General features: G+C 64.9%; 18 protein-coding genes and 1 riboswitch. Of the genes, 7 read left to right on the top strand and 11 right to left on the bottom strand.

All coding sequences use genetic code 11. The annotated features are described in order from the left end of the window. The first annotated feature begins 52 nt into the window (after nt 1–52). Nucleotides 53–994 carry an SMP-30/gluconolactonase/LRE family protein gene (locus ACQY4S_RS16930; protein WP_428488438.1) on the top strand — a complete coding sequence of 314 codons (942 nt, stop codon included), beginning with the start codon at nt 53–55 and terminating at the stop codon, nt 992–994. Between the two features lie 60 nt (nt 995–1,054). Here ACQY4S_RS16930 and ACQY4S_RS16925 read toward each other — a convergent pair whose 3' ends face one another. Then, nucleotides 1,055–1,675 carry a DedA family protein gene (locus ACQY4S_RS16925; protein ID WP_428486407.1) on the bottom strand — a complete coding sequence of 207 codons (621 nt, stop codon included), beginning with the start codon at nt 1,673–1,675 and terminating at the stop codon, nt 1,055–1,057. A 501-nt stretch (nt 1,676–2,176) separates the two neighbouring features. Here ACQY4S_RS16925 and ACQY4S_RS16920 point away from each other — a divergent pair. Next, on the top strand, nt 2,177–3,304 hold the full coding sequence (locus tag ACQY4S_RS16920; protein ID WP_428486406.1) for an OmpA family protein: 1,128 nt from the start codon (nt 2,177–2,179) through the stop codon (nt 3,302–3,304). A gap of 104 nt (nt 3,305–3,408) precedes the next feature. Next, nucleotides 3,409–4,494 carry a bifunctional DNA-binding transcriptional regulator/O6-methylguanine-DNA methyltransferase Ada gene (gene ada, locus ACQY4S_RS16915; RefSeq protein WP_428486405.1) on the top strand — a complete coding sequence of 362 codons (1,086 nt, stop codon included), beginning with the start codon at nt 3,409–3,411 and terminating at the stop codon, nt 4,492–4,494. Nucleotides 4,495–4,641: 147 nt separating this feature from the next. Here ada and ACQY4S_RS16910 read toward each other — a convergent pair whose 3' ends face one another. From ACQY4S_RS16910 to ACQY4S_RS16890, 5 genes are all read right to left on the bottom strand, one after another. Then, nucleotides 4,642–4,911 carry a hypothetical protein gene (locus ACQY4S_RS16910; RefSeq protein WP_428486404.1) on the bottom strand — a complete coding sequence of 90 codons (270 nt, stop codon included), beginning with the start codon at nt 4,909–4,911 and terminating at the stop codon, nt 4,642–4,644. Nucleotides 4,912–5,066: 155 nt separating this feature from the next. Next, complete coding sequence (locus ACQY4S_RS16905) at nt 5,067–6,131, bottom strand: HoxN/HupN/NixA family nickel/cobalt transporter (protein ID WP_428486403.1); 1,065 nt, start codon at nt 6,129–6,131, stop codon at nt 5,067–5,069. A 35-nt stretch (nt 6,132–6,166) separates the two neighbouring features. Next, nucleotides 6,167–6,402: riboswitch (cobalamin riboswitch) on the bottom strand. 152 nt (nt 6,403–6,554) lie between these two features. Beyond that, entirely contained in the window at nt 6,555–7,634 is a 1,080-nt protein-coding gene (locus ACQY4S_RS16900; protein WP_428486402.1) for an IS630 family transposase, read from the bottom strand. Between the two features lie 37 nt (nt 7,635–7,671). After that, on the bottom strand, nt 7,672–7,980 hold the full coding sequence (locus ACQY4S_RS16895) for a hypothetical protein (RefSeq protein ID WP_428486401.1): 309 nt from the start codon (nt 7,978–7,980) through the stop codon (nt 7,672–7,674). 72 nt (nt 7,981–8,052) lie between these two features. Further along, complete coding sequence (locus tag ACQY4S_RS16890; RefSeq protein WP_428486400.1) at nt 8,053–9,132, bottom strand: alcohol dehydrogenase catalytic domain-containing protein; 1,080 nt, start codon at nt 9,130–9,132, stop codon at nt 8,053–8,055. 111 nt (nt 9,133–9,243) lie between these two features. On the opposite strand from ACQY4S_RS16890, the gene ACQY4S_RS16885 reads away from it, so the two are divergent. Beyond that, complete coding sequence (locus ACQY4S_RS16885; RefSeq protein ID WP_428486399.1) at nt 9,244–10,020, top strand: helix-turn-helix transcriptional regulator; 777 nt, start codon at nt 9,244–9,246, stop codon at nt 10,018–10,020. 334 nt (nt 10,021–10,354) lie between these two features. On the opposite strand, the gene ACQY4S_RS16880 is transcribed toward ACQY4S_RS16885, so the two are convergent. The 4 genes from ACQY4S_RS16880 to ACQY4S_RS16865 form a co-directional block, all read right to left on the bottom strand. Continuing rightward, nucleotides 10,355–12,667: a TonB-dependent receptor gene (locus ACQY4S_RS16880; protein ID WP_428486398.1), complete on the bottom strand. Its 2,313-nt coding sequence runs from the start codon at nt 12,665–12,667 to the stop codon at nt 10,355–10,357. A 465-nt stretch (nt 12,668–13,132) separates the two neighbouring features. Continuing rightward, complete coding sequence (locus ACQY4S_RS16875; RefSeq protein WP_428486397.1) at nt 13,133–13,618, bottom strand: hypothetical protein; 486 nt, start codon at nt 13,616–13,618, stop codon at nt 13,133–13,135. A gap of 281 nt (nt 13,619–13,899) precedes the next feature. Further along, nucleotides 13,900–14,322, bottom strand: a complete 423-nt coding sequence (locus ACQY4S_RS16870; RefSeq protein ID WP_428486396.1) for a MaoC/PaaZ C-terminal domain-containing protein — start codon at nt 14,320–14,322, stop codon at nt 13,900–13,902. 14 nt (nt 14,323–14,336) lie between these two features. After that, nucleotides 14,337–14,819 carry an FAS1-like dehydratase domain-containing protein gene (locus ACQY4S_RS16865; RefSeq protein ID WP_428486395.1) on the bottom strand — a complete coding sequence of 161 codons (483 nt, stop codon included), beginning with the start codon at nt 14,817–14,819 and terminating at the stop codon, nt 14,337–14,339. Between the two features lie 72 nt (nt 14,820–14,891). On the opposite strand from ACQY4S_RS16865, the gene ACQY4S_RS16860 reads away from it, so the two are divergent. Next, nucleotides 14,892–15,704 (top strand): metallophosphoesterase, encoded by an 813-nt coding sequence (locus ACQY4S_RS16860; RefSeq protein WP_428486394.1) that lies wholly within the window; start codon nt 14,892–14,894, stop codon nt 15,702–15,704. Here ACQY4S_RS16860 and ACQY4S_RS16855 read toward each other — a convergent pair whose 3' ends face one another. Beyond that, nucleotides 15,705–16,970, bottom strand: a complete 1,266-nt coding sequence (locus ACQY4S_RS16855) for an MFS transporter (RefSeq protein WP_428486393.1) — start codon at nt 16,968–16,970, stop codon at nt 15,705–15,707. A gap of 112 nt (nt 16,971–17,082) precedes the next feature. On the opposite strand from ACQY4S_RS16855, the gene ACQY4S_RS16850 reads away from it, so the two are divergent. After that, the gene (locus ACQY4S_RS16850; RefSeq protein ID WP_428486392.1) at nt 17,083–17,808 is read left to right on the top strand and encodes a maleate cis-trans isomerase family protein; all 726 of its coding nucleotides are present in this window, start codon (nt 17,083–17,085) and stop codon (nt 17,806–17,808) included. Nucleotides 17,809–17,824: 16 nt separating this feature from the next. Further along, the gene (locus tag ACQY4S_RS16845) at nt 17,825–18,796 is read left to right on the top strand and encodes a D-2-hydroxyacid dehydrogenase family protein (protein ID WP_428486391.1); all 972 of its coding nucleotides are present in this window, start codon (nt 17,825–17,827) and stop codon (nt 18,794–18,796) included. Nucleotides 18,797–18,800 lie beyond the last annotated feature (4 nt).

The following is an 18,800-nucleotide window of genomic DNA, read 5'->3' as shown; positions in this document are numbered from 1 at the left end:
GCCGGCGGCGGGCACCGCGCTACCATCCTGGTTCAACCAGGGGAAACCAGCCATGTGGGAACCAAGCGACCGCTACCCGGACCCGAATGTCCAGGTCATGGACCCCAGCTTCAACGCCTATCGCCTGCCGCTCGCGTCGGTGGAGCGGCTGGCCACCGGCTGCCGCTGGTCCGAAGGGCCGGTATATTTCGGCGATGGCCGCTATGTGCTGTGGAGCGACATCCCCAACGACCGCATCCTGAAGTGGGAGGAGGAGACCGGCGCGGTCAGCGTGTTCCGGAAAACCTCGTGGAATGCCAACGGCAACACCCGCGACCGCCAGGGGCGCCTGGTGACCTGCGAACATCGCGGCCGCCGGGTGACCCGCACCGAGTATGACGGCACGATCACCGTCCTGGCGGACCGCTATCAAGGCAAGCGGCTGAACTCCCCCAACGACGTGGTGGTGAAGTCCGATGGCTCGATCTGGTTCACCGACCCGCTGTTCGGCATTGGCGGCTATTACGAGGGCGAGCGCGCGGAGTCGGAAGTGCCCGCCGCGGTCTGGCGCATCGACGGCCAGACGGGGGAACTGACCATGCTGGCGGATGACATCGAAGGGCCGAACGGCCTGGCGTTCTCACCCGACGAATCGGTGCTGTACGTGGTGGCCTCCCGCGCCGCGCCCAACCGGGCGATCCGCGCCTTTGATGTTCAGCAGGACGGCCGGAAGATCGGCAACAACCGAAGCTTTATCGACGCCGCGGCAGGCACGCCCGACGGGTTCCGGGTGGATGTCGACGGCAACCTGTGGTGCGGCTGGGGCATGGGCGAGGCGGAGCTGGACGGGGTTCGCGTGTTCGACCGCAACGCGACGCCGATCGGCCACATCGCGCTGCCCGAGCGTTGCGCCAACCTGTGCTTTGGCGGCCGCTTCCGCAACCGCCTGTTCATGGCCGCCAGCCACGGCCTGTATGCGCTTTACGTCAACACCCAGGGTGCGCCCGGAGGTTGATCCTCGGGAGGTTGATCCACCGGGAGGTTGATCCCCTGTGACATAATCCCTTGGGGTTGATCACCGGGTTCGACTGAGGATCGTCCGATGCAGCATCCAGGCGGCGGCGCAGCAGACCAGCAGGACGACGCCCCATAGCACGGCCGATCCCCAGTGCCCCGTCCGCAGGCGATCCAGCGACAGGCCGGCCATCTGCGCCGGATAGATATGCAGCGGCGCCCAGACGACGGCCGAGGCTACATTGGCCGGCACAAAGCGCCGCTGCCGCATGCCCGCCATGCCGGCTACCAACGGCACGGTGGAGCGCAGCACCGGAACAAACCGGCAAAGTGCCACGCTGTAGGTGCCATATCGCGCGAAGAAGCAAACCGCGTTGTCCATCAAGGCCGGCCAGCGGGAGAACGGCCACATGCGGCGCAGCCGGACGCTGAAGCGCCGGCCAACCCAGAACGAGAGGAAATCGCCGATCACCGCGCCGACCACCGAAAGTATCAGGAACGGCACCATCGGTTGTCCCGCCATCGCCGCCGCGCCCGCCACCGCCATCAGGATCGGCGTGCCGGGAACCAGGATGCCGACCACCGCCACCGCCTCGATGATCGCGGCGGCGAAGACCACCGCCAGCGCGCATCCGGGATAAAGCGCCACCAGCGCGACGGCGTCGTTGATCAATGACCACATGAAGCTGACATTCGTCTTCTTGCCGGCTGGCGTCTTCTTGCCGGCTGGCGGTTTGCCCCGGTCGATCCCCTCCGCGGGCCATTCCGGGGCAAGCCGGCGTCGACGCGGTCCCGTGAAGCGAAACGGGGTTCGTCAGCGACCGGAACCAGGCACGACCGAAAAAAATCCTGAATGTTGCCGATGTGCATGACCTGACGGCGTGCTTTCCTGGGCCGCGGGTTAGGAACTGTTACCATAGCTGGCGATGACACTATACGAAAGCGACGTCAATTGCCGTCTATCTCAATATCTTACATGAAATCCTGTCTGGCGCGCCGGTCCGGGCCGAGCGCCGGTCCGCCAGGCAATCCGGCCTTCGTGATTATCTTCAAGTCGTGGTGACTTGCCGCCTTGGGTCCCGTAAAGAATACCCGTCCTCGCCTGAAGGCTGGTGGGCTACGACCAAGTTGGCGCGGTCGATCCTATCTGGACGCTTGAGACCTCAACCAGGAGTCACGACGCATGCGCGTTCGCAATGCGATGCTTGCAACAGCCTTGGCCGTTACACCGATGGCGGTACTGACGCTGACACCCGACAGGGCGATGGCGCAGCCGATCACCGGCCTTTACATCAGCGGCGGCGCCGGACTGAGCGCGCCTCAGAACCCGAAGGCAACGTCTTACGGGACCGGTTTCAGGACCGGGCGGGTGGAACTGGATGAGGGCTTCGGCTTCAATTCCGAGCTTGCGGTCGGTTACGGCATCGGCAACGGCTTTCGCTTCGAGATCGAGGGCGACTTCCTGCGCAGCCCGTTGCGCGAGATCAACGGCACCCCGTTCCCGACCGCGTCCAGCGGCGGTCATGTCCGCACCTGGGGTGCCATGGCCAATGCGATGTTCGACCTCGATATCGGTTCGCCCTGGGTATACCCGTATCTTGGCGTCGGCGCGGGCTACCAGTGGACGTCGCTGAACAATGTTGGGGCGGTCCAGCCGGGCGGCCCGTTCGTGTTCGGCACCACCAACAACAGCCAGCAAGGCGCGTTTGCGGGGCAGGCGATCGTCGGCGCATCCTTCCCGATCCCACGTGTGCCGGGGCTGTCGCTGACGGCGGACTACCGCTTCATGGACATCCTGGGCGGCGAGAAGTTCGACGGCGCCGAGGTTGTGACGCAAGGCGGCAGGGCGTTGCCGGCCAGCCTGAAGCTGCACAACCAGTTCGATCATGAGCTTGTTGTCGGCGTCCGCTACGCGTTCAACGTGCCGCCGCCGCCGGCACCCCCGGCACCCGCGCCGGTCGCCGCCCCCGCGCCGGCACCCGCGCGGTCGTACCTGGTGTTCTTCGACTGGGACAAGGCCAGCCTGACCGACCGCGCGCGTGCCATCGTCAAGGAGGCGGCTGACAACTCCACCCGCGTGCAATACACGCGGATCGAGGTCAACGGCTACACCGACACCTCCGGCACCGTGCGATACAACCAGGGCCTATCGATGCGGCGCGCCGACACCGTGGCGGCCGAACTGGTGCGGGATGGTGTGCCGAAGGCCTCGATCGGCATCCAGGGCTTTGGCGAGACGCATCTTCTGGTCGCCACCGGTCGCAACACGCGGGAGCCGCAGAACCGCCGCGTCGAGATCATCATTCGCTGATCCGGGAGGTCGGGAGCAAGGCCGGGAGGCGACTCCCGGCTTTTTTCGTGTCGCGGCAATCGGCGGATGGCGCCGCCCCGGTGTGCCGCGCCACAATATCGTTCATGAAAAACATTCATCTTGAAGACATGCACGTTGTCGACCTGTCGCCGGACGACCGTCTCTGGGATCAGGTCCTAGCGCGTCGCCCTGGCGACGATTTTCTCTATGGCGTCACCACCATGGGGGTTTACTGCCGGCCGGTCTGCCCGTCGCCCAGGCCGCTGCGCAAGAACGTCCGGTTCTTCCGCTCACCGGGAGAGGCCGAACGTGCCGGCTTCCGGGCGTGCCGGCGCTGTGACCCGAAGGGTGATCGCGCGCGCATCGCGCGGGATGTCGTTCGCGACGCCTGCGCCTGCATCGAAGCGCGGGATGAGATGCCGTCGCTGGAAGCCCTGGCGACGCGGGCCGGCTACTCCCGCTTTCATTTCCTGCGCATGTTCCGAGACCATACCGGCCTGACGCCGCGCCGTTACGCCGAGGGCGTCCGCGCGCGCCGGCTGCATGCGGCGCTGGCCGACGGCAACCGCGTGGTCGATGCGGTGGCACAAGCCGGCTTCGGCTCGGAAAGCCGCGTCTACGAGAAAACCGCCGCCCTGCTCGGCATGACCCCCGGCGCGGCGCGGCGCGGCGGCGACGGCGAACTGATCCGCACGGCGTTCGCGGACTGCCCGTTCGGCCGGCTGCTGGTCGGCGCCACGGAGAAAGGTGTCTGCTTCATCGGCTTCGCCGAACCGGATGACGCCCTGATGGGTGATCTGCGCCGCCGCTTTCCGCGCGCCGAGGTCACGCTGGACGACCCCTGTCTTACCGGCACGGTGCAAGCGGTGCTGGATTTCCTGCGCGAGCCGAAACAGGCGCTTGACCTGCCGCTGGACCTGCGCGGCACGGCGTTTCAGCAGCGAGTCTGGCGGACGCTGTGCGGCATTCCGGCTGGCGAGACCCGGACCTATGCCCAGTTGGCGGCAATGGCCGGCAATCCGAAAGCCATCCGCGCCGTTGCCCGGTCCTGCGCGACCAATCCCGTCTCCCTGGCGGTTCCGTGTCACCGCGTGGTCGGCAGCGATGGCGGGCTGACGGGGTATCGCTGGGGCGTGCCGCGCAAGAAGGCGCTGCTGGAGCAGGAACGGCGGTTGAAGCCAGGTTCGTAATCTTTATTGGCCGTTGGCCTGCTCTTGCAGGTCGACATCAAGGGCCGTAGCTGGCGAAAAACCTTGGTGTCCTGGCGGTTCAAACGACTGCGCGGCTACAGCACTGACAGTGCGCATCCGTGTCTCGCCGTTTCACCAGGTCAGGTGCTAGTGCCCGGTTTGCTGCCGCTCGGCTTCCCGCAAGTCCTGTTCAGCCTGCTGATGCGCTTGAACGGCACCGTCATAGTCGCCGTCGGTTATGCGTCTCTGTGCTTCCTGGTCCGCCCATCGTGCCTGGTCGCGTTCAATCTGGGCTTGTGGATCGGCAAGCCCGGCCCGCGTATCGGTTGCTTCGGGCTTGTGGGATAATGGCGTGCAGCCCAGCAGGAGCAGGGTCAGCAGGGATGCGGATGGCAGCAGTCTGTCAGGCTTGACCATACCGTTCCAACGCACTTGTGGGGCGCCCGTTTCTGTCGTGAGCCAGCTTGAACGGCGGCAACAAGCTGGAACCGGAGGTTCAGTGCGGGCACTGCGGGATGATGTCAAGCCGGGCAGAAGACGCTAGCACCTTGCCGATGCCAGCCCAGGCGTGATCAGCCCTTCGTCGAGGTGATTTCCAGTTCGTCGAGCCGCGCATAGCGGTAGATGATCAAGGAGACCACCCAGGCCAGAATGAACACGCCGATGATGGCAAAGCCCAACCCGTTGAAGTTGTCGTTAAGCAGGCCGATGCCATCCCAGAACCAGCCGTTCAGGCCCAGTCGGTCGCCGATCAACCCAAGCCCCTCGATCCCGCCGATCAGCACCGCCACGACGACCGACATGGCAGTGATTACCATGTTGTAATAAAGTTTGCGGATTGGCCTGACGAACGCCCAATTGTAAGCGCCGAGCATCAACACGCCGTCGGTCGTGTCGATCAGCGACATGCCGGCGGCAAACAGGGCGGGGAACATCATGATCGACCAGATCGACATGCCTTTCCCGGCCTGTGTCGCTGAAATGCCGAGCAGCGCGATTTCGGTCGCGGTGTCGAAGCCAAGGCCGAACAGGAAACCGAGCGGCAGCATGTGCCAGCTTTGCGTGACCAGCCGGAACAGCGGGCGGAACAGTCGCGCCAGCAGTCCGCGACTGTTCAGCAGAAGGTCGAAGTCCTCATTGTGAAACATCCCGCCTCGACGCACGTGCCGAAAGGTTCGCCAGACGCCAAGCAGGATGACAATGTTCATTGCCGCGATCGCAAACAGGAACAGCGTCGAGACCAACGTGCTGACGACGCCGCCAATATCCTTCAGCGAACCGAAGCGTACCGCCAGTTCCGATGTACCTGCCGCGATGCCAAGCGCGGCCAGGATGACAACCAGGGAGTGGCCGGTTGCAAAGAAGAAGCCGATGCTGACCGGGCGTTTGTCCTCCTGCATCAGTTTGCGGGTGACGTTGTCGATGGCGGCAATATGATCAGCATCGACGGCATGACGCAGCCCGAAACTATAGGCCAGGAGCGCCGTGCCAAGCATCAGCGGGTGATGGCGGAAGGTTTCGAACGCCCACGCCCAGATCCCGACGTTGGCGACGATCAGGATGGTATAGAGCGCGACGAGCCGATTGCGCAGATCGGTGGCGCGTTCGGCGAAAGTCCGCCGCATAAGCGTCAGCATGGTTGTCTCCGTACCTTCGGTCATCCCGCCCGGCGGCGGTTGGTGCGACGACGGCAGGTCTCCTGGCTGACGGATCAATGCGGCTGGCCCTGCCTTCCCAAATCCTTGACGGATTCAGTGGCTCGCCCTTGCGTAAGGCGGGCGGGACAGCGGCTTACCGCTGACAGTTGCGGGGGCAGCCGCCGAGTTGTCCCCGGACCCTTGGTCCAGCCAGGACGCACGGCGTTCCCTTTTCACCCGCTTGCGCGGGACCATCGACAGGTAAGCGTAGCTTTAGCTTGTCGGGGTTGGCAAACCCGTGCTGCCGAGGCACCGATCGAGATGTCTGGTTCAAGAAATTCACAGGGGTCGTTCGGGTCCCTTCGTGCCAATGCGCGCGTTGCTTTCATCGGCGTGCCACGTCGTGCATCATCGTGCGCGGACCTAGTGGATAGAATCTAATACTTGGTGCCCTCTTTTCACGGCGGCGATGATCTTGTCGGGGTCCTTTGTCCACCGAAAGGGCCGGGGCTCGGCGTTGGTCTCCGCGAGGAACCGCTTGATGGCGGTTTGGAGGTCGGCGACCGAGCGGAATACACCGCGCAGCAGGCGCCGCTTGGCGAGTTTGGCGAAGTAGCCTTCAACGGCATTCAGCCAGGACGCGGATGTCGAGGTGAAATGGAACGTCCAGCGCGGGTGGCGCTCCAGCCATTCCTTGACCTTCGGATGCTTGTGGGTGGCGTAGTTGTCGATGATGGCGTGGACAGCCTTGTCCTTCGGAACGGCCGCCTCGGTGGCGTTCAGAAAGCGGATGAATTCCTCGTGCCGGTGGCGCTGCATGCAGCGCCCGATCACCGTGCCGTCCAGCACGTTCAGTGCCGCGAACAGCGTCGTGGTGCCGTTCCACTTATACTCGTGCGTCATCGTGCCGCAGCGGCCTTTTTTCATCGGCAGGCCGGGCTGGGTCCGGTCAAGTGCTGGAATCTGGCTCTTCTCGTCGATCGACAGGACCACGGCGTGCTCGGGCGGATTGACGTAGAGCCCGACGACGTCGACGACCTTTTCGGCGAACCGGGGATCCTTGGACAGCTTGAACAGGCGCATCTTGTGCGGCTGCAGGCCGTGCGCACGCCATATCCGTTGCACCGAGCTGACGCTGATCCCGATGTGTCTGGCCATCGCACCCGAGGTCCAGTGCGTGGTCTCGCCCAGAGGCGCGGCCAGAGTGGCGCCAACCACACGGGCCTGCACATCTGCCGAAAGCGGCGGGATGCGCGAGCGGCGGGTCTTGTCGCGCAGCAGGCCCGGCACGCCTTCGGCAAGAAAGCGGGCCTGCCATCGCCAGACCGAGGTCTTGCTGGTGCCGGCGCGGCGGGTGAGTTCCATGGTGCCGCAGCCGTCGGCGGTCAGCAGAACGATCTGCGCCCGCCAGACGTGCTTCTGTGGGCTGTTGCGGTCCATAACGATGGCGGCCAGGGCTTGGCGGTCGACTTCGGTAAAGTTGATTTTGATGGACTTGCGCATCCGCCAGACTCGCACGGCCAAGTTGCCGAAGGAATCCTCAACCGGATGCAAGCGTCAGATTATATCCACTAGATTGCTGCCGCTCAGCGTCCCGCAGGTCTTTTTCGGCCTGCCGATGCGCTTGAACAGCGCCATCATAGTCACCGTCGGTTACCCGCCGCTGTGCCTCCTGGTCCGCCCAGCGTGCTTGGTCGCGTTCTATCTGGGCCGGTGGATCGGCAGGCCCCGCCCGGCTGTCGGCTGCCTCGGGTTGGACGGATGACGGGGTGCAGCCCAGCAGGAACAGGACGGGCAGGAACAAGACCAGCAGGAATGCGGATGGCGGCATTCGGTGAGAATAGACCATGCCGTTCTAACGCATCGGCATGAGGCCCGTTCACGGAAATCCGACCATGGCCGCAGCGGAATGGCGAGAAGGTCATGGCCGGATCACGGTCAACTTGAAGGGACCGCCAGCGGCGGCAGCCTGCGTGACGGCTTCGTTCGCATTGTCCAGATCGAAATCCGTAATGTCCCAGTTGCCTAAATCCAGTAGTCCGGACCGGACGAGCCTGGCCAGGCGGATGTTGGCCTCGGGCGGATACATCCACTGGCCGATAATGGTGATGCAGTTCCGCATGATCCATGGGTATGGCAGCGCGAGATCGTCGCCCCCCAGCATGCCGACGCCGCCCATCAGCACGACCCTGCCGAACTGCCGCACCGTCATCGCGGCGGCCCGCATCGCCTTTGTCCCGGCGAAGGGTGGCAGCAGGTCGATTACGCAGTCGATCGGGCCCGGTGCCGCTTGCTTCATCCGCTCACGATCCTCCGCCTCGTCGCCGGTGAGCTTCACCGTCCGCACGCGATGACCAAAACGGCGCACCAGGTCCTCCAGCATCGTCTCGTTCCGGCCGGGTGCCACGACGCAGCCGGCGCCCATCGCGAGGGCGACGGCGACCGCCGCGCTGCCGAAGTTCCCGGTGGCACCGCTGACCAGGATTGTTTCTCCCGCCTGCAGGTTCGCCGCGAGAAGACCACCGTATGGCACGAGCAGCAGGTTCAGCGCGCACCACCGCCCCGCCTCCGCCGGATCGATCAGGCCGATCGGAATCGCGTTCTCGGTTGGGACACGCATTCGTTCGGCGAAGGAGCCGTGGTGAAAATGTTTCTGCAGGCGCAAGCCACCTTCGCCGCGCGCGCTCCAGCCTTGCAGCGTTATGTCCGGCGCTAGCGCATCGTCGCGCGACCGCACGGTCGGATCACAGGAGACCCAATCGCCGACAACGAGACGCGTCGCGTCCGGCCCTATGGCGTGGACCCGGCCGACCGCGCCGCACCCCGGCACCACCGGCAGGGTGAGCAGGTATTTCCGCTCGCCGCTGAAGACCTCGTTCGCATAAGGCAGGACAGCGGCCGCCACGACATCGACGATGACCTCTCCGGTACCCAGGATCGGGTCGGGCAAGGTCTCGATCGAGAGTGGCGATCCGAACGCCTTCAAAACCGCCGCTTTCATGTTCGTCCCACCCCTTCTGACCAGCGCATCCTTGCAGGCTTTCCGCTTCCATCAAGGCCTGGTATTATCCTGGGATCGGATGATCCCTCCCTAGCACAAAGGGCAAAGCTCATGTCGGATCCGGGCCGAAGCGAGTTTGGTGACTTCCTTCGATCTCGGCGACAGAAACTGAGCCCGAAGGCAATCGGGCTGCCTGGCGGCCGAAGGCGCCGGACACCTGGACTGCGACGGGAAGAAGTGGCCGAACTCGCCGGCATCGGCGTCGACTGGTACATCCGGCTGGAACAGGGGCGTGCGATCAGCCCGTCCGTCACCACAATCGATGCGCTGGCGCGCGCGTTGCGACTTGGCAAGGTGGAGCATGCCCATCTGCGGGCGCTGGCGCGCAATACCGGCCGCCGACCATTCGTCCGCGAGAGCGTGCCCGAGGCGATCCGGCGCCTGGTCGAGAGCCTCAATCAGCCAGCTTATGTCACCGGCCGTCGGTGGGACATCCTGGCGTGGAACGCGGCCGCGGCCGACATCTTCCCCGCGTTCAGCGGAGCGGCCGAGGCGGATCGCAACATCCTGATCTATATGCTGACCGATCCCGACGCACGCCGCCTGTTCGGCGCGACGTGGGCCGACGAGGCGCGGCGCATGGTTGCCCAGTTCCGCACGACCTATGACCTCTGGGCGCACGATCCGGCGTTTCTCGATCTGTTGGCGCGCCTGTGGCAGGGCAGCCCCGAGTTCACGACCTGGTGGGGAGCGCACGACATCCGCGGCGTCGCGTCCGGCCAGAAACTTCTGAGCCATCCCGAAAAGGGCTTGCTGCGCTTCCAGTATGCGACGTTTCAGGCTAATGACGATCCCGCGCTAAAGCTCGCGATCTATACGCCGTTGTGACTTGTCGCGGCAGTCCCGATCCCGCAACCGGCCACCACTCCCACCCGCATGGGGTCTTGCATCCGCACTCACGGCGAAGCCGGCCACATCGTCAACATCGCATCGATGGCCGGGATGAACAGCGGCCTCGGGTTTAGTCCTTGCGCAACGGGCAAGTTCGCGGTGGTCAGCGATGGATCGCAACATTCGCGAACAATGAGACAGCCTTGGACCTGCGCTGCTGCGCGGGTTCCTCCGCCAGTAACCAAGCGTCGGGATGATCCGTCGTGTACCAGCGACACCCCATTGAATAGCCTCGATGCAGCATGTCCGATCGGCAAAACTCGCATGATCGTCAGAACGAGATGCGCAAGCCACCAAAGGCGCCGACCGGCGTCGCCGGACTATAGGCTCGCGGATTGGTCGCGTTCGGTGCCGGGGCAAGAAATACCGCTGTGGTGGGTGAGAATGTGCCGTAGGTATAATATTTCGCATTGGTGACATTCTCGGCCGATGCGAACAACTGAATGTGCGGCGTGAACTGGTAGCTGGTGCTCAGGTTCAGCGTGACGAAGCCGGGCAGCTTTGGCGTCAGGTTGGCCTGATCGCCGAACAGATACTGCCCGCTCTGCGCGATGGCGAAGACGCCGAGCGTCCATTGGTCGGTGAGGTGATAGGTCAAGCCTAGTTTGCCTTGATGCGCCGGGACACCCGGCAGCCGGTTTCCAGGGCGGATGGCGATGTTGCCGCTGGCATCAGCGGCTGGATTGTCGCCGGCGGCTTCCACAAAGCCGCTCTGGTAGGTCGCATCGGTATAGCTATAGGCGAGATAGGCCGACCAGCGCGGCGTCTTAAACTGGATACTGGCGTCCATCCCCTGCCGGCGCGTCTGGCCCACATTGGTGAAGAACGCGCGGTTCAGCGCCACGCTGTTGACGAAGACAATGTCGTCATCAAGATTGCTGCGGTAAAACCCGAGATTGTAGCTCAGGCGCTCACTGTCGCGGATCGCCACAGTGCCGCGCAAGCCGACCTCCGTCGTATGAGCGACGACCTGCTTGAGGTTGGGGTCGCCAACGAAGAAGTTGGCCAGGCTGCACGAATTGGTTGGGCCAGCGCACGACAGTTCGGCTGGCGTGGGGGCGCGGTTCGCTTCCGCATAGCCGCCGTAGGCTGTCAACCAGGGGGTTACCCTATAGGCCACACCGGCTGCCGGATTAAAACGCTGATAGGCGTGGTTGCCGGACAGGTCCCCGCCGTTCCGATCATTCAGGTTGATCTGGGCGAGGTTAAACCGGCTCGACGCGGTCAGCGTCAAGCGATCGGTCAGGTCCAACGTGTCGGCGACAAACGCGCCATAATTGGCGTCGCTGATGCCGACCCTGACCGGCGCGTCGATGCCGGGCTCGTCGATGATCACGCCCGGCCCGATAAACGCCCGCGACTCAGGAATGATGCCGCCAATCGTGGAGGCGGCGGTGAACGTGGTTTGCGCGCCATCGAAGCTGATGCCGCCGACGAGGTGGTTGTTAAATCCGAACACGGTCTGTGTATCGGTTGCCTGGAAGGAGGCGCCGTAGCCGTTGGTATTCGTTGTCTGGGTGTCCAGCGTTGAATAGAACAGCGGGTCGGGACCGAGGAAAGCCGGGACGGTGGCGCCGCCAAGCGTCGTACTGGGGCCGGAACGGGCGCACAGCAGGCCCGAGCCGTCGTTGCAGGGCGTGTCATTTGGCGCGTTGCCATTCGACACACGCTGGAGAAAATTATTGTAGTAGGTGACAGCCTGGAGCGACACCGTTGCGGTGATGTCCACGTTGCCAGACAGGCTCGTCTGAATGAATTTGTTGCTGATAAGGTTTGGCGCGGTGAACTGGGCGCGTGGGTCGGCGGCCAGCAGTTCCACCGGCGACGTGCCCGGACCGTTCAGCGCCGAGTTGGCCAACAAGACGTTGAAATGCAGTTCGCCCGTGGTGCCGCGCCAGCCAATGTCGCCGTAGAAATTCTCCAGGTCGGAGGCTTGCTGATCGCGCGATCCATCCTGGTGCAAGCCGCTTGCCGCGACGTACATCGATGTATTGCCGCTCTGCCGGCCATACTGGAAATCGGCGCCGAACGTGGTGAATGAACCGCCGTGGATGGTTATTTCGCCGCCGTGGTAGGTAAAGCCGTTCTTGAGCTGCACATTCAGCGCGCCGCCGAGGGCATTCAGGCCGAACACCGGGTTCGACCCCTCCAGGTTCATCGCGTCGATTGCCAGGCTGGGCAGCAGATCAAAATTGACCGTATCGCCAAAGGCCTGGTTGAAGCGGACGCCGTTGACATAGGCAGCGAGGCCCTGCGGGGTGCCCTGCAGCGCCGAGGCCTGGTACCCGTGATAAAGCAACGTCGGCTGAAACGGGTTGCCGGATGCCTCGTCCAGGTTGACCCCGCCGACTTGCTCGTTCAGCGCGCGGACCGCGTCCGGCGTGGTGGTTCCGCCGCGTGTGAGGTCATCACGCTTCAGCACGTTGGTTTCCGCCGGCACCGTGTCGCGGTCGACGCCGGAGCCGAGCAGGGGCGATGCGCCAATGATGGTGATGGGCGGCAATGTGATTGACGGCGCCGGCGTCGTGCCGGAGGCGTTTTGTTGCGCCCGAGCTGGCACGCAGATGAGCGCGAGAGCGGTCATGCCAAGCAGCCGGCTTATGGTTTTGCAGACGTCGCGCCGCGGGCGCTTCCCCATCGATACATTCCCCCTGGCCTTCTTGGTCGTCAGGGGATCGTTGTGCAAACACTCGCAGGTCGCCAACAGCGAGTATTCCCCCGTTACGCTTGGGGAAGTCCTTGAGCCTGTACGCGGTCAATGGATGTCGCATATGTCGTTGACTTTCGGAACCCGCTACGGATGGCTTGCTACCCGGACCAACCCCGCTAAGCCTTGATGCTATCGTAGTCTGCCGTCGGGTCGCGCTGAAATTGCAATCGGGTCATCACTGCCTGCGACCTGAAAGCGCGATTGATTTAGTTGATTCATCCATCGCGCTTTAACTCATTGCTTGATCGCGTGATTCACGCCTTCTGACTGGGTCGGCCTCCGGCGATCACGCTTTAGATTATCAGAAGCGGTGGCATGGGGCCGCGCCGCGTCGTTCCGCTACAACCCGATGGCGATCTTGACCGTGTCGGGCGGCAGAGACGGCATCGGCGAACCCTTGGGGTAGGCAAGGCCTTTACCCAGGATGTCGATCCGTACGCGGCTGATGCCGCCTTTAACCAACATGGACAGCACGACCCGAACACGCTCCTGTCGGATCGTATCGAACTGGTCGGAGTATTGCCCACGCTGGAACCCGTCGATGGTTACCGCCGATAGTGGATTGGCTTTGGCTAAGGCAATTGCCGCCTGAACAGTGGCCTGCCCCTGCGCATCGGGCGTTGGGGAGAACGGCACGAACCGCACCATGAACGTCTGACCCAAACCACCGGCACAGCCAGCCAAGGACACAAGCATCAAAAGCAGGGCGGAACAGCGCAGCATGACGTTTACGGATCTGACGGCTTTGTAGTTAAACAAGAACGATTCCTGCCCCGTTGTCGCGCGTAAAAGCCTGCTGACGACGTTCCCGGCGAATAAAATCACACGCGACCCGCATGCAGCCCGCGGCCATCGCGAGGGCGGCGAGAGCATGGATCGACATCCCGGGTAAAGGCATCCTCTGCCCCGGGGCTTCGTCAATGCCGTCTCTGCCGCGCGACACGGTCAAGATCGCCATCGGGCTGCAGAGGAACGGGGGCGTGCCTCCATTGCCTCTGTTGCGCCGTGTTCATGTGTCGGTTGGCCAATCAGGAAGTCGGCTGCGCCCTCGGGCATCAATGCCCTGCGCAACGGCCGCGACATAAGTCGCGGCCGCCTGCAACCAGCTATGGATCGATCCGGGCGGTCGCCGATCCGGCAACCACTTCCTTGCCATCCTGGTTCGTCGTGGACAGCGTCAGGTCAGCGAGATGCTGGCCGTTTTCTTCCCGCAACCCAGTTACCGTTGCCTTGGTGTCCAGCGTATCCCCAGGCCACACCTGGTTGGTGAACCGCACGCCGAACTTCGTCAGCCGGCCATCGCCGACATAACGGGTCAGCATTTTTCCAGTCAGGCCCATGGTCAGCATGCCGTGCGCGAAGACGCTGGGGTAGCCGGCGACCTGGGTCGTATAGACCTCGTCCGTATGCAGCGGGTTGTAGTCGCCCGACACGCCGGCGTACTGGACGATCTGCGTGCGAGACAGGTTTTCCACCACGCGCTCGCTGTGGGTGTCGCCGACCTTCAGGGCGGATGCCTTCAGTGCCATTGTCGTTCTCCCCCTTAACCTTGATCCACCGGACGCTCGGTGGTCACGCCGACGCCGCGCGCGGTGATCACCAGTTCGCCGTGCTGGTCGCGATACTCCGTGATGCGCTCGCGGAAGGTCAGCTTGCCGGCGCGTTTGCTTTCCTTTTCCCAGGTCTTGCCCGGCATGGTCTCCACCGTCAGCACATCGCCGGGGCGGAGGTGGCGGTGATACTCGTAGTGCTGCTCCGCGTGCAGGCCGCCGGAGGACGAGGGCTTTCCCTCGACGCCGCTGGGTGTCTTGGCCGAACCGAACCAGGGCTGACCGGGCTTCGGGCGCAGATGGTAGTCCGGGTCGAATTGCGCCACCGCCTGGGCGAAGCTGGGTGGGGCGATGATGCCGCCGGTTTCGGTATCTTTCGCCGCGGCGGCATCGTGATACACCGGATTGGTGTCGCCCACCGCGCGCGCGAACATCATGATGTGGGTCGCTTCGACAGGGAAAGTGATTTTGGCCACGGGTTTCCTCCGGTTGCTAGGGCGAACGCAGGTTAGCAGGCTGCACGAAAGAAGAAACAGGGCGAGCCTCGCATGAGGCGGCCGGGACGCCGGCCGGCGGTTCGCGCGGCGTTGCAAGCCGCCGCCATCGCGACCTTCGAGACGCCAGGCGGAGCCGCCGCGTCCGCCGCCGCCATCCGCTTCGTCCGGGCACCGGGATGGATGCCGCAGGGCCGGCGCGCCTATGCGATCGGCGACATCCATGGCTGCCGCGAGGCGCTGGCGGCGTTGCACCGGTTGATCGCCGACGACCTGTCCGCTCGTCCGGCGCGGTCGGCCGTGCTGGTGCATCTGGGCGACTATATCAACCAGGGACCGGACAGCGCCGGCGTCGTGCGGACGCTTGCCGCGGGCGATCCCGTCGCCAACCTGCCCACGGTAAACCTGCTGGGCGATCATGAGCGGATGCTGCTCGACGCCCTGGACGGCGACCGTGCCGCCGCGACCGACTGGCTGTGGGCCGGCGGCAAGGCGGCACTGGCAAGCTGGGGCCTGGACCCGGATCTGCCGCGGCAGGATTGGCCGGCGGCGCTGCCGGCCGATCATGTGGCCTGGCTGCGGCGGCTGTCCCTGACGCATCGCGAAGGCGATTACCTGTTCGTCCATGCCGGGATCAGACCCGGTGTCCGGCTGGCGGATCAGGCGCGCGATGACCTGCTGACGATCCGCCAGCCTTTCCTGTCGACCGAGCAGGATCTTGGCGTCGTTGTCGTGCACGGGCACGCCTCCGGGCCGTCGGTCTCGATCACGCCGAACCGGATCGGGCTGGACACCGGTGCCGGCCTGGGCGGCAAGCTGACCTGCGCGGTGCTGGAGGATGACCGGATCGGCCTGCTGGCGGCCTGATCATGGCTCGTCGCGCAACTCCGCCACGGTAAACCAGACCCAGACCAGATTGATCGCCAGCAGCAGGGTGGTGACCACAAAGACCCATCGGATGCCCAGCTCCGCCGCGACCGTCCCGCCGGTCAGCGGACCCAGCGAATTGCCGAGGAACGTCGCCGACGCGGTCATGCCGAAGACCGTGCCGCGGTTTTCGCGCGGCACGCTGCGGCCGATCAGGGCGTTGGCGGTCGGCAGGATGCCGCCGATGAACAGGCCGACCGCGAACCTCTCCGCCACGAAGGCCCAGTAGCTGCCGACGAAGATCTGCGGCGCGCTGGTCAACGTGGCGCCCAGCAGGCAGATCAGCAGCACCTTGCGATAGCCGATGATGTCGCTGCGCTTGCCGAGGAACGGCGAGGACACCAGGTCTGCTAGCCCGGTGATGGAGAAGGCGATCCCGGACAGGGTGGCGATCTGCGGCGGCGAGCCGACCAACTGCTGCACGAACAGGGTCACCACAGGCTGCACCGTACGGACGCTGAACTGCGCCATCAGCAGCACCAGGAAAAGTGCCACCAGCCCGGTCGATCCGGTCAGTATTCGCAGGCTGGAGAACCTGGATTTCGCCTTGCCGGCCGTCCTGGGTGGGGTGAAGTCCTCATGCACCACGGCCCAGACCAGGGTCAAGGCGATCAAGGTAATCGCGCCGGTGCAGAAGAAGGGCGTGCGGTAGCTGCCGGTGGCATCGGCCAGGATGCCGCCGATCACCGGACCGAACAATGATCCGACAAGCTGGCCGGTGCTCAGCCAGCCGAGCGCGTAGCCCAGCCGCCGCTCCGGCACCTGGCTGGCGACCAGGGCGATGGCGGCGGAGGAAAACCCGGCGAAGGCGCCCATCACCGCGCGGGCGCCGAAGAACCACCACACGTTGGTGGCGAAGCCCATCACGACGGTGAAGATGCTGATCGCCAGGCTGGACCGCAGCAGCGACAGCTTGCGGCCATACCGGTCCGCCACGCGGCCCCACACCGGCGAAGCAAAGGCCGCCACGAACGATGTCGAACCAGTGATGACGCCGGCCCAGATGTCGACGCCCTGAGACGTCCGCACCCCCAGTCCCGGCAGCATCAGGGGGATGATCGGGCTGAGAAAGCTGATCGAGGCGGTCATCACGAACTGGATGCCGACCATGGCCCACAGCGTGCGTCGCCAGCCGGTGTCCTCGGTCCGAACCTTGCGCAACGATCGCGCGCCGGCCGCCGCCTCGCTGTCCTCGGGTTCCGCCATCGTCAGGCATGGTATCGGATCGGCGCGGGATGAACAGCGGCTGTCGCCGGTTTGACACAGGCCGAACCGTTTGAAACAATCAGGCGCAATAACAGAGGGGGGAGCAGGCGTCATGCGGCCGAACCAGGACCGTCGCCGGATCGGGCTGCTGCTGCCGTCGTCCAACACCACCCAGGAGCTGGAGTTCACCCGGATGCTGCCGGATGGGATCACGCTGCACGTGGCCCGCCTGCCGCTGCGCGAGGTGGCGGCCGACGCGACGGCCCGCGTCGTCGAGGATATCGAGGGCGAAAGCCGCAAGCTGGCGGACGCCAATGTGGATGCGATCGTGCTGGCGGCGACGGCGCCGAGTTCGCGCAACGGGCTTGGCTACGACAAGGAACTGATCGGCCGGATCGAGGCGGCATCCGGCCGCAAGGCCACGACCGCCTCCACCGCGCTGATCCAGGCCCTGACCGTGATGCGCGTGCAGCGCCTGGCGATCGCCGCGCCCTGGAGCGAGCCGGTCAACGCGATGGCCGCCGCCTTCATCGAAGCCAGCGGATTCAAGGTCCTGGCACATCGCGCGATGGGTCTTGTCAGCAATCTCGAGATCGGTGCTCTATCGGAACAGACGGCGTATGAGCAGGGGCTGGCGGTGGACCAGCCGGAGGCCGAGGCGGTCATGCTCGCCTGCGGCAACTGGCTGACCCTGGGGATCGTCGGCCGGCTGGAATCGGCCATCGGCAAGCCGGTGCTGGCAACCAATCAGGTCAGCCTTTGGGCAGTGCTTCGCCTGGCCGGCTACCATGCGCCAATCAGCGGATGGGGACGCCTGCTGCGGGATCACATGGCATGACGATTTGTCCGACGCCATGAAGATCGTCATCCCCGACGACTACCAGGACATCGTCGACCGCCTGGCCTGTTTCTCCCTGCTGTCCGGCCACGACGTGGTGCGCTACCGGGAACCGGCGGCCGATGCGGACCAGCTTGTCGAGCGGCTGCATCCCGCCGAAGTCGTCGTTGCCATCCGGGAACGGGTGGACTTCTCGCGGGCACTGATCGAGCGGTTGCCCAACCTGCGGCTGATCGCGCTGGTCGGACGCGCCGCGACGACGATCGATTACGCTGCTTGTGCAGATCATGGTGTGCTGGTCTCGACCGGGCTCAGCAGCGCGCCCGTGGCGCCGGCGGAACTGACCATCGCGCTGATGCTCGCCGCCCGCCGCAATATCGTACTGGAGGCGGAACAGATGCGCCGGGGCGGCTGGCCGAGCACGCTGTCGTATCGATTGTCTGGCAGCACGCTTGGGATTTTTGGGCTGGGTACGATCGGATCGCTGGTGGCGCGTGCCGGGGCCGGGATGGGCATGCGCATTCTCGCCTGGGGGCACGCGACATCAGCGGCGAAAGCCGCCGCGGCCGGCTACGATTTCGCCGCCAGCCAGGCCGACCTGTTCGCCCGCTCCGACGTGCTGTCGTTGCATGCTCGGCTTCGCCCGGACACCAAAGGCATTGTCGGACCGGACGATCTGGCGCGGATGAAGCCGACGGCGCTGCTGGTCAACACCGCGCGTGCCGAACTGATCCAGGCCGGCGCGCTGCTGGCCGCGCTGCGCGCGGGGCGGCCAGGCTATGCCGCGGTGGATGTCTATGAGCAGGAGCCTGTCACCGGCGGCAACCATCCGTTCCTGGCGATGCCCAACGTCGTGTGCACGCCACACCTGGGCTGGGCGGAGTGGGACAATTTCGAGCTGTATTTCAGCGAAGCCTTCCAGCAGATCGTCGCCTATGCGCAAGGGACGCCATTGCGGCTCGCCGGTCCGCTGGCAAAGCCGCACTGAGCAT

Origin of the sequence: Rhodopila sp., assembly GCF_965276935.1 — a bacterium.
Classification (GTDB): Bacteria; Pseudomonadota; Alphaproteobacteria; order Acetobacterales; family Acetobacteraceae; genus Rhodopila.
This window is presented reverse-complemented; position numbering and strand designations above follow the sequence as displayed.

What these genes read in the sequence shown, in the direction of transcription:
- ACQY4S_RS16930 (WP_428488438.1), top strand. Translation starts at nt 53, where the DNA reads ATGTGGGAACCAAGCGACCGCTACCCGGACCCGAATGTCCAGGTCATG.
- ACQY4S_RS16925 (WP_428486407.1), bottom strand. Translation starts at nt 1,675, where the DNA reads ATGTGGTCATTGATCAACGACGCCGTCGCGCTGGTGGCGCTTTATCCC.
- ACQY4S_RS16920 (WP_428486406.1), top strand. Translation starts at nt 2,177, where the DNA reads ATGCGCGTTCGCAATGCGATGCTTGCAACAGCCTTGGCCGTTACACCG.
- ada (WP_428486405.1), top strand. Translation starts at nt 3,409, where the DNA reads ATGAAAAACATTCATCTTGAAGACATGCACGTTGTCGACCTGTCGCCG.
- ACQY4S_RS16910 (WP_428486404.1), bottom strand. Translation starts at nt 4,911, where the DNA reads ATGGTCAAGCCTGACAGACTGCTGCCATCCGCATCCCTGCTGACCCTG.
- ACQY4S_RS16905 (WP_428486403.1), bottom strand. Translation starts at nt 6,131, where the DNA reads ATGCTGACGCTTATGCGGCGGACTTTCGCCGAACGCGCCACCGATCTG.
- ACQY4S_RS16900 (WP_428486402.1), bottom strand. Translation starts at nt 7,634, where the DNA reads ATGCGCAAGTCCATCAAAATCAACTTTACCGAAGTCGACCGCCAAGCC.
- ACQY4S_RS16895 (WP_428486401.1), bottom strand. Translation starts at nt 7,980, where the DNA reads ATGGTCTATTCTCACCGAATGCCGCCATCCGCATTCCTGCTGGTCTTG.
- ACQY4S_RS16890 (WP_428486400.1), bottom strand. Translation starts at nt 9,132, where the DNA reads ATGAAAGCGGCGGTTTTGAAGGCGTTCGGATCGCCACTCTCGATCGAG.
- ACQY4S_RS16885 (WP_428486399.1), top strand. Translation starts at nt 9,244, where the DNA reads ATGTCGGATCCGGGCCGAAGCGAGTTTGGTGACTTCCTTCGATCTCGG.
- ACQY4S_RS16880 (WP_428486398.1), bottom strand. Translation starts at nt 12,667, where the DNA reads ATGACCGCTCTCGCGCTCATCTGCGTGCCAGCTCGGGCGCAACAAAAC.
- ACQY4S_RS16870 (WP_428486396.1), bottom strand. Translation starts at nt 14,322, where the DNA reads ATGGCACTGAAGGCATCCGCCCTGAAGGTCGGCGACACCCACAGCGAG.
- ACQY4S_RS16860 (WP_428486394.1), top strand. Translation starts at nt 14,892, where the DNA reads ATGAGGCGGCCGGGACGCCGGCCGGCGGTTCGCGCGGCGTTGCAAGCC.
- ACQY4S_RS16855 (WP_428486393.1), bottom strand. Translation starts at nt 16,970, where the DNA reads ATGGCGGAACCCGAGGACAGCGAGGCGGCGGCCGGCGCGCGATCGTTG.
- ACQY4S_RS16850 (WP_428486392.1), top strand. Translation starts at nt 17,083, where the DNA reads ATGCGGCCGAACCAGGACCGTCGCCGGATCGGGCTGCTGCTGCCGTCG.
- ACQY4S_RS16845 (WP_428486391.1), top strand. Translation starts at nt 17,825, where the DNA reads ATGAAGATCGTCATCCCCGACGACTACCAGGACATCGTCGACCGCCTG.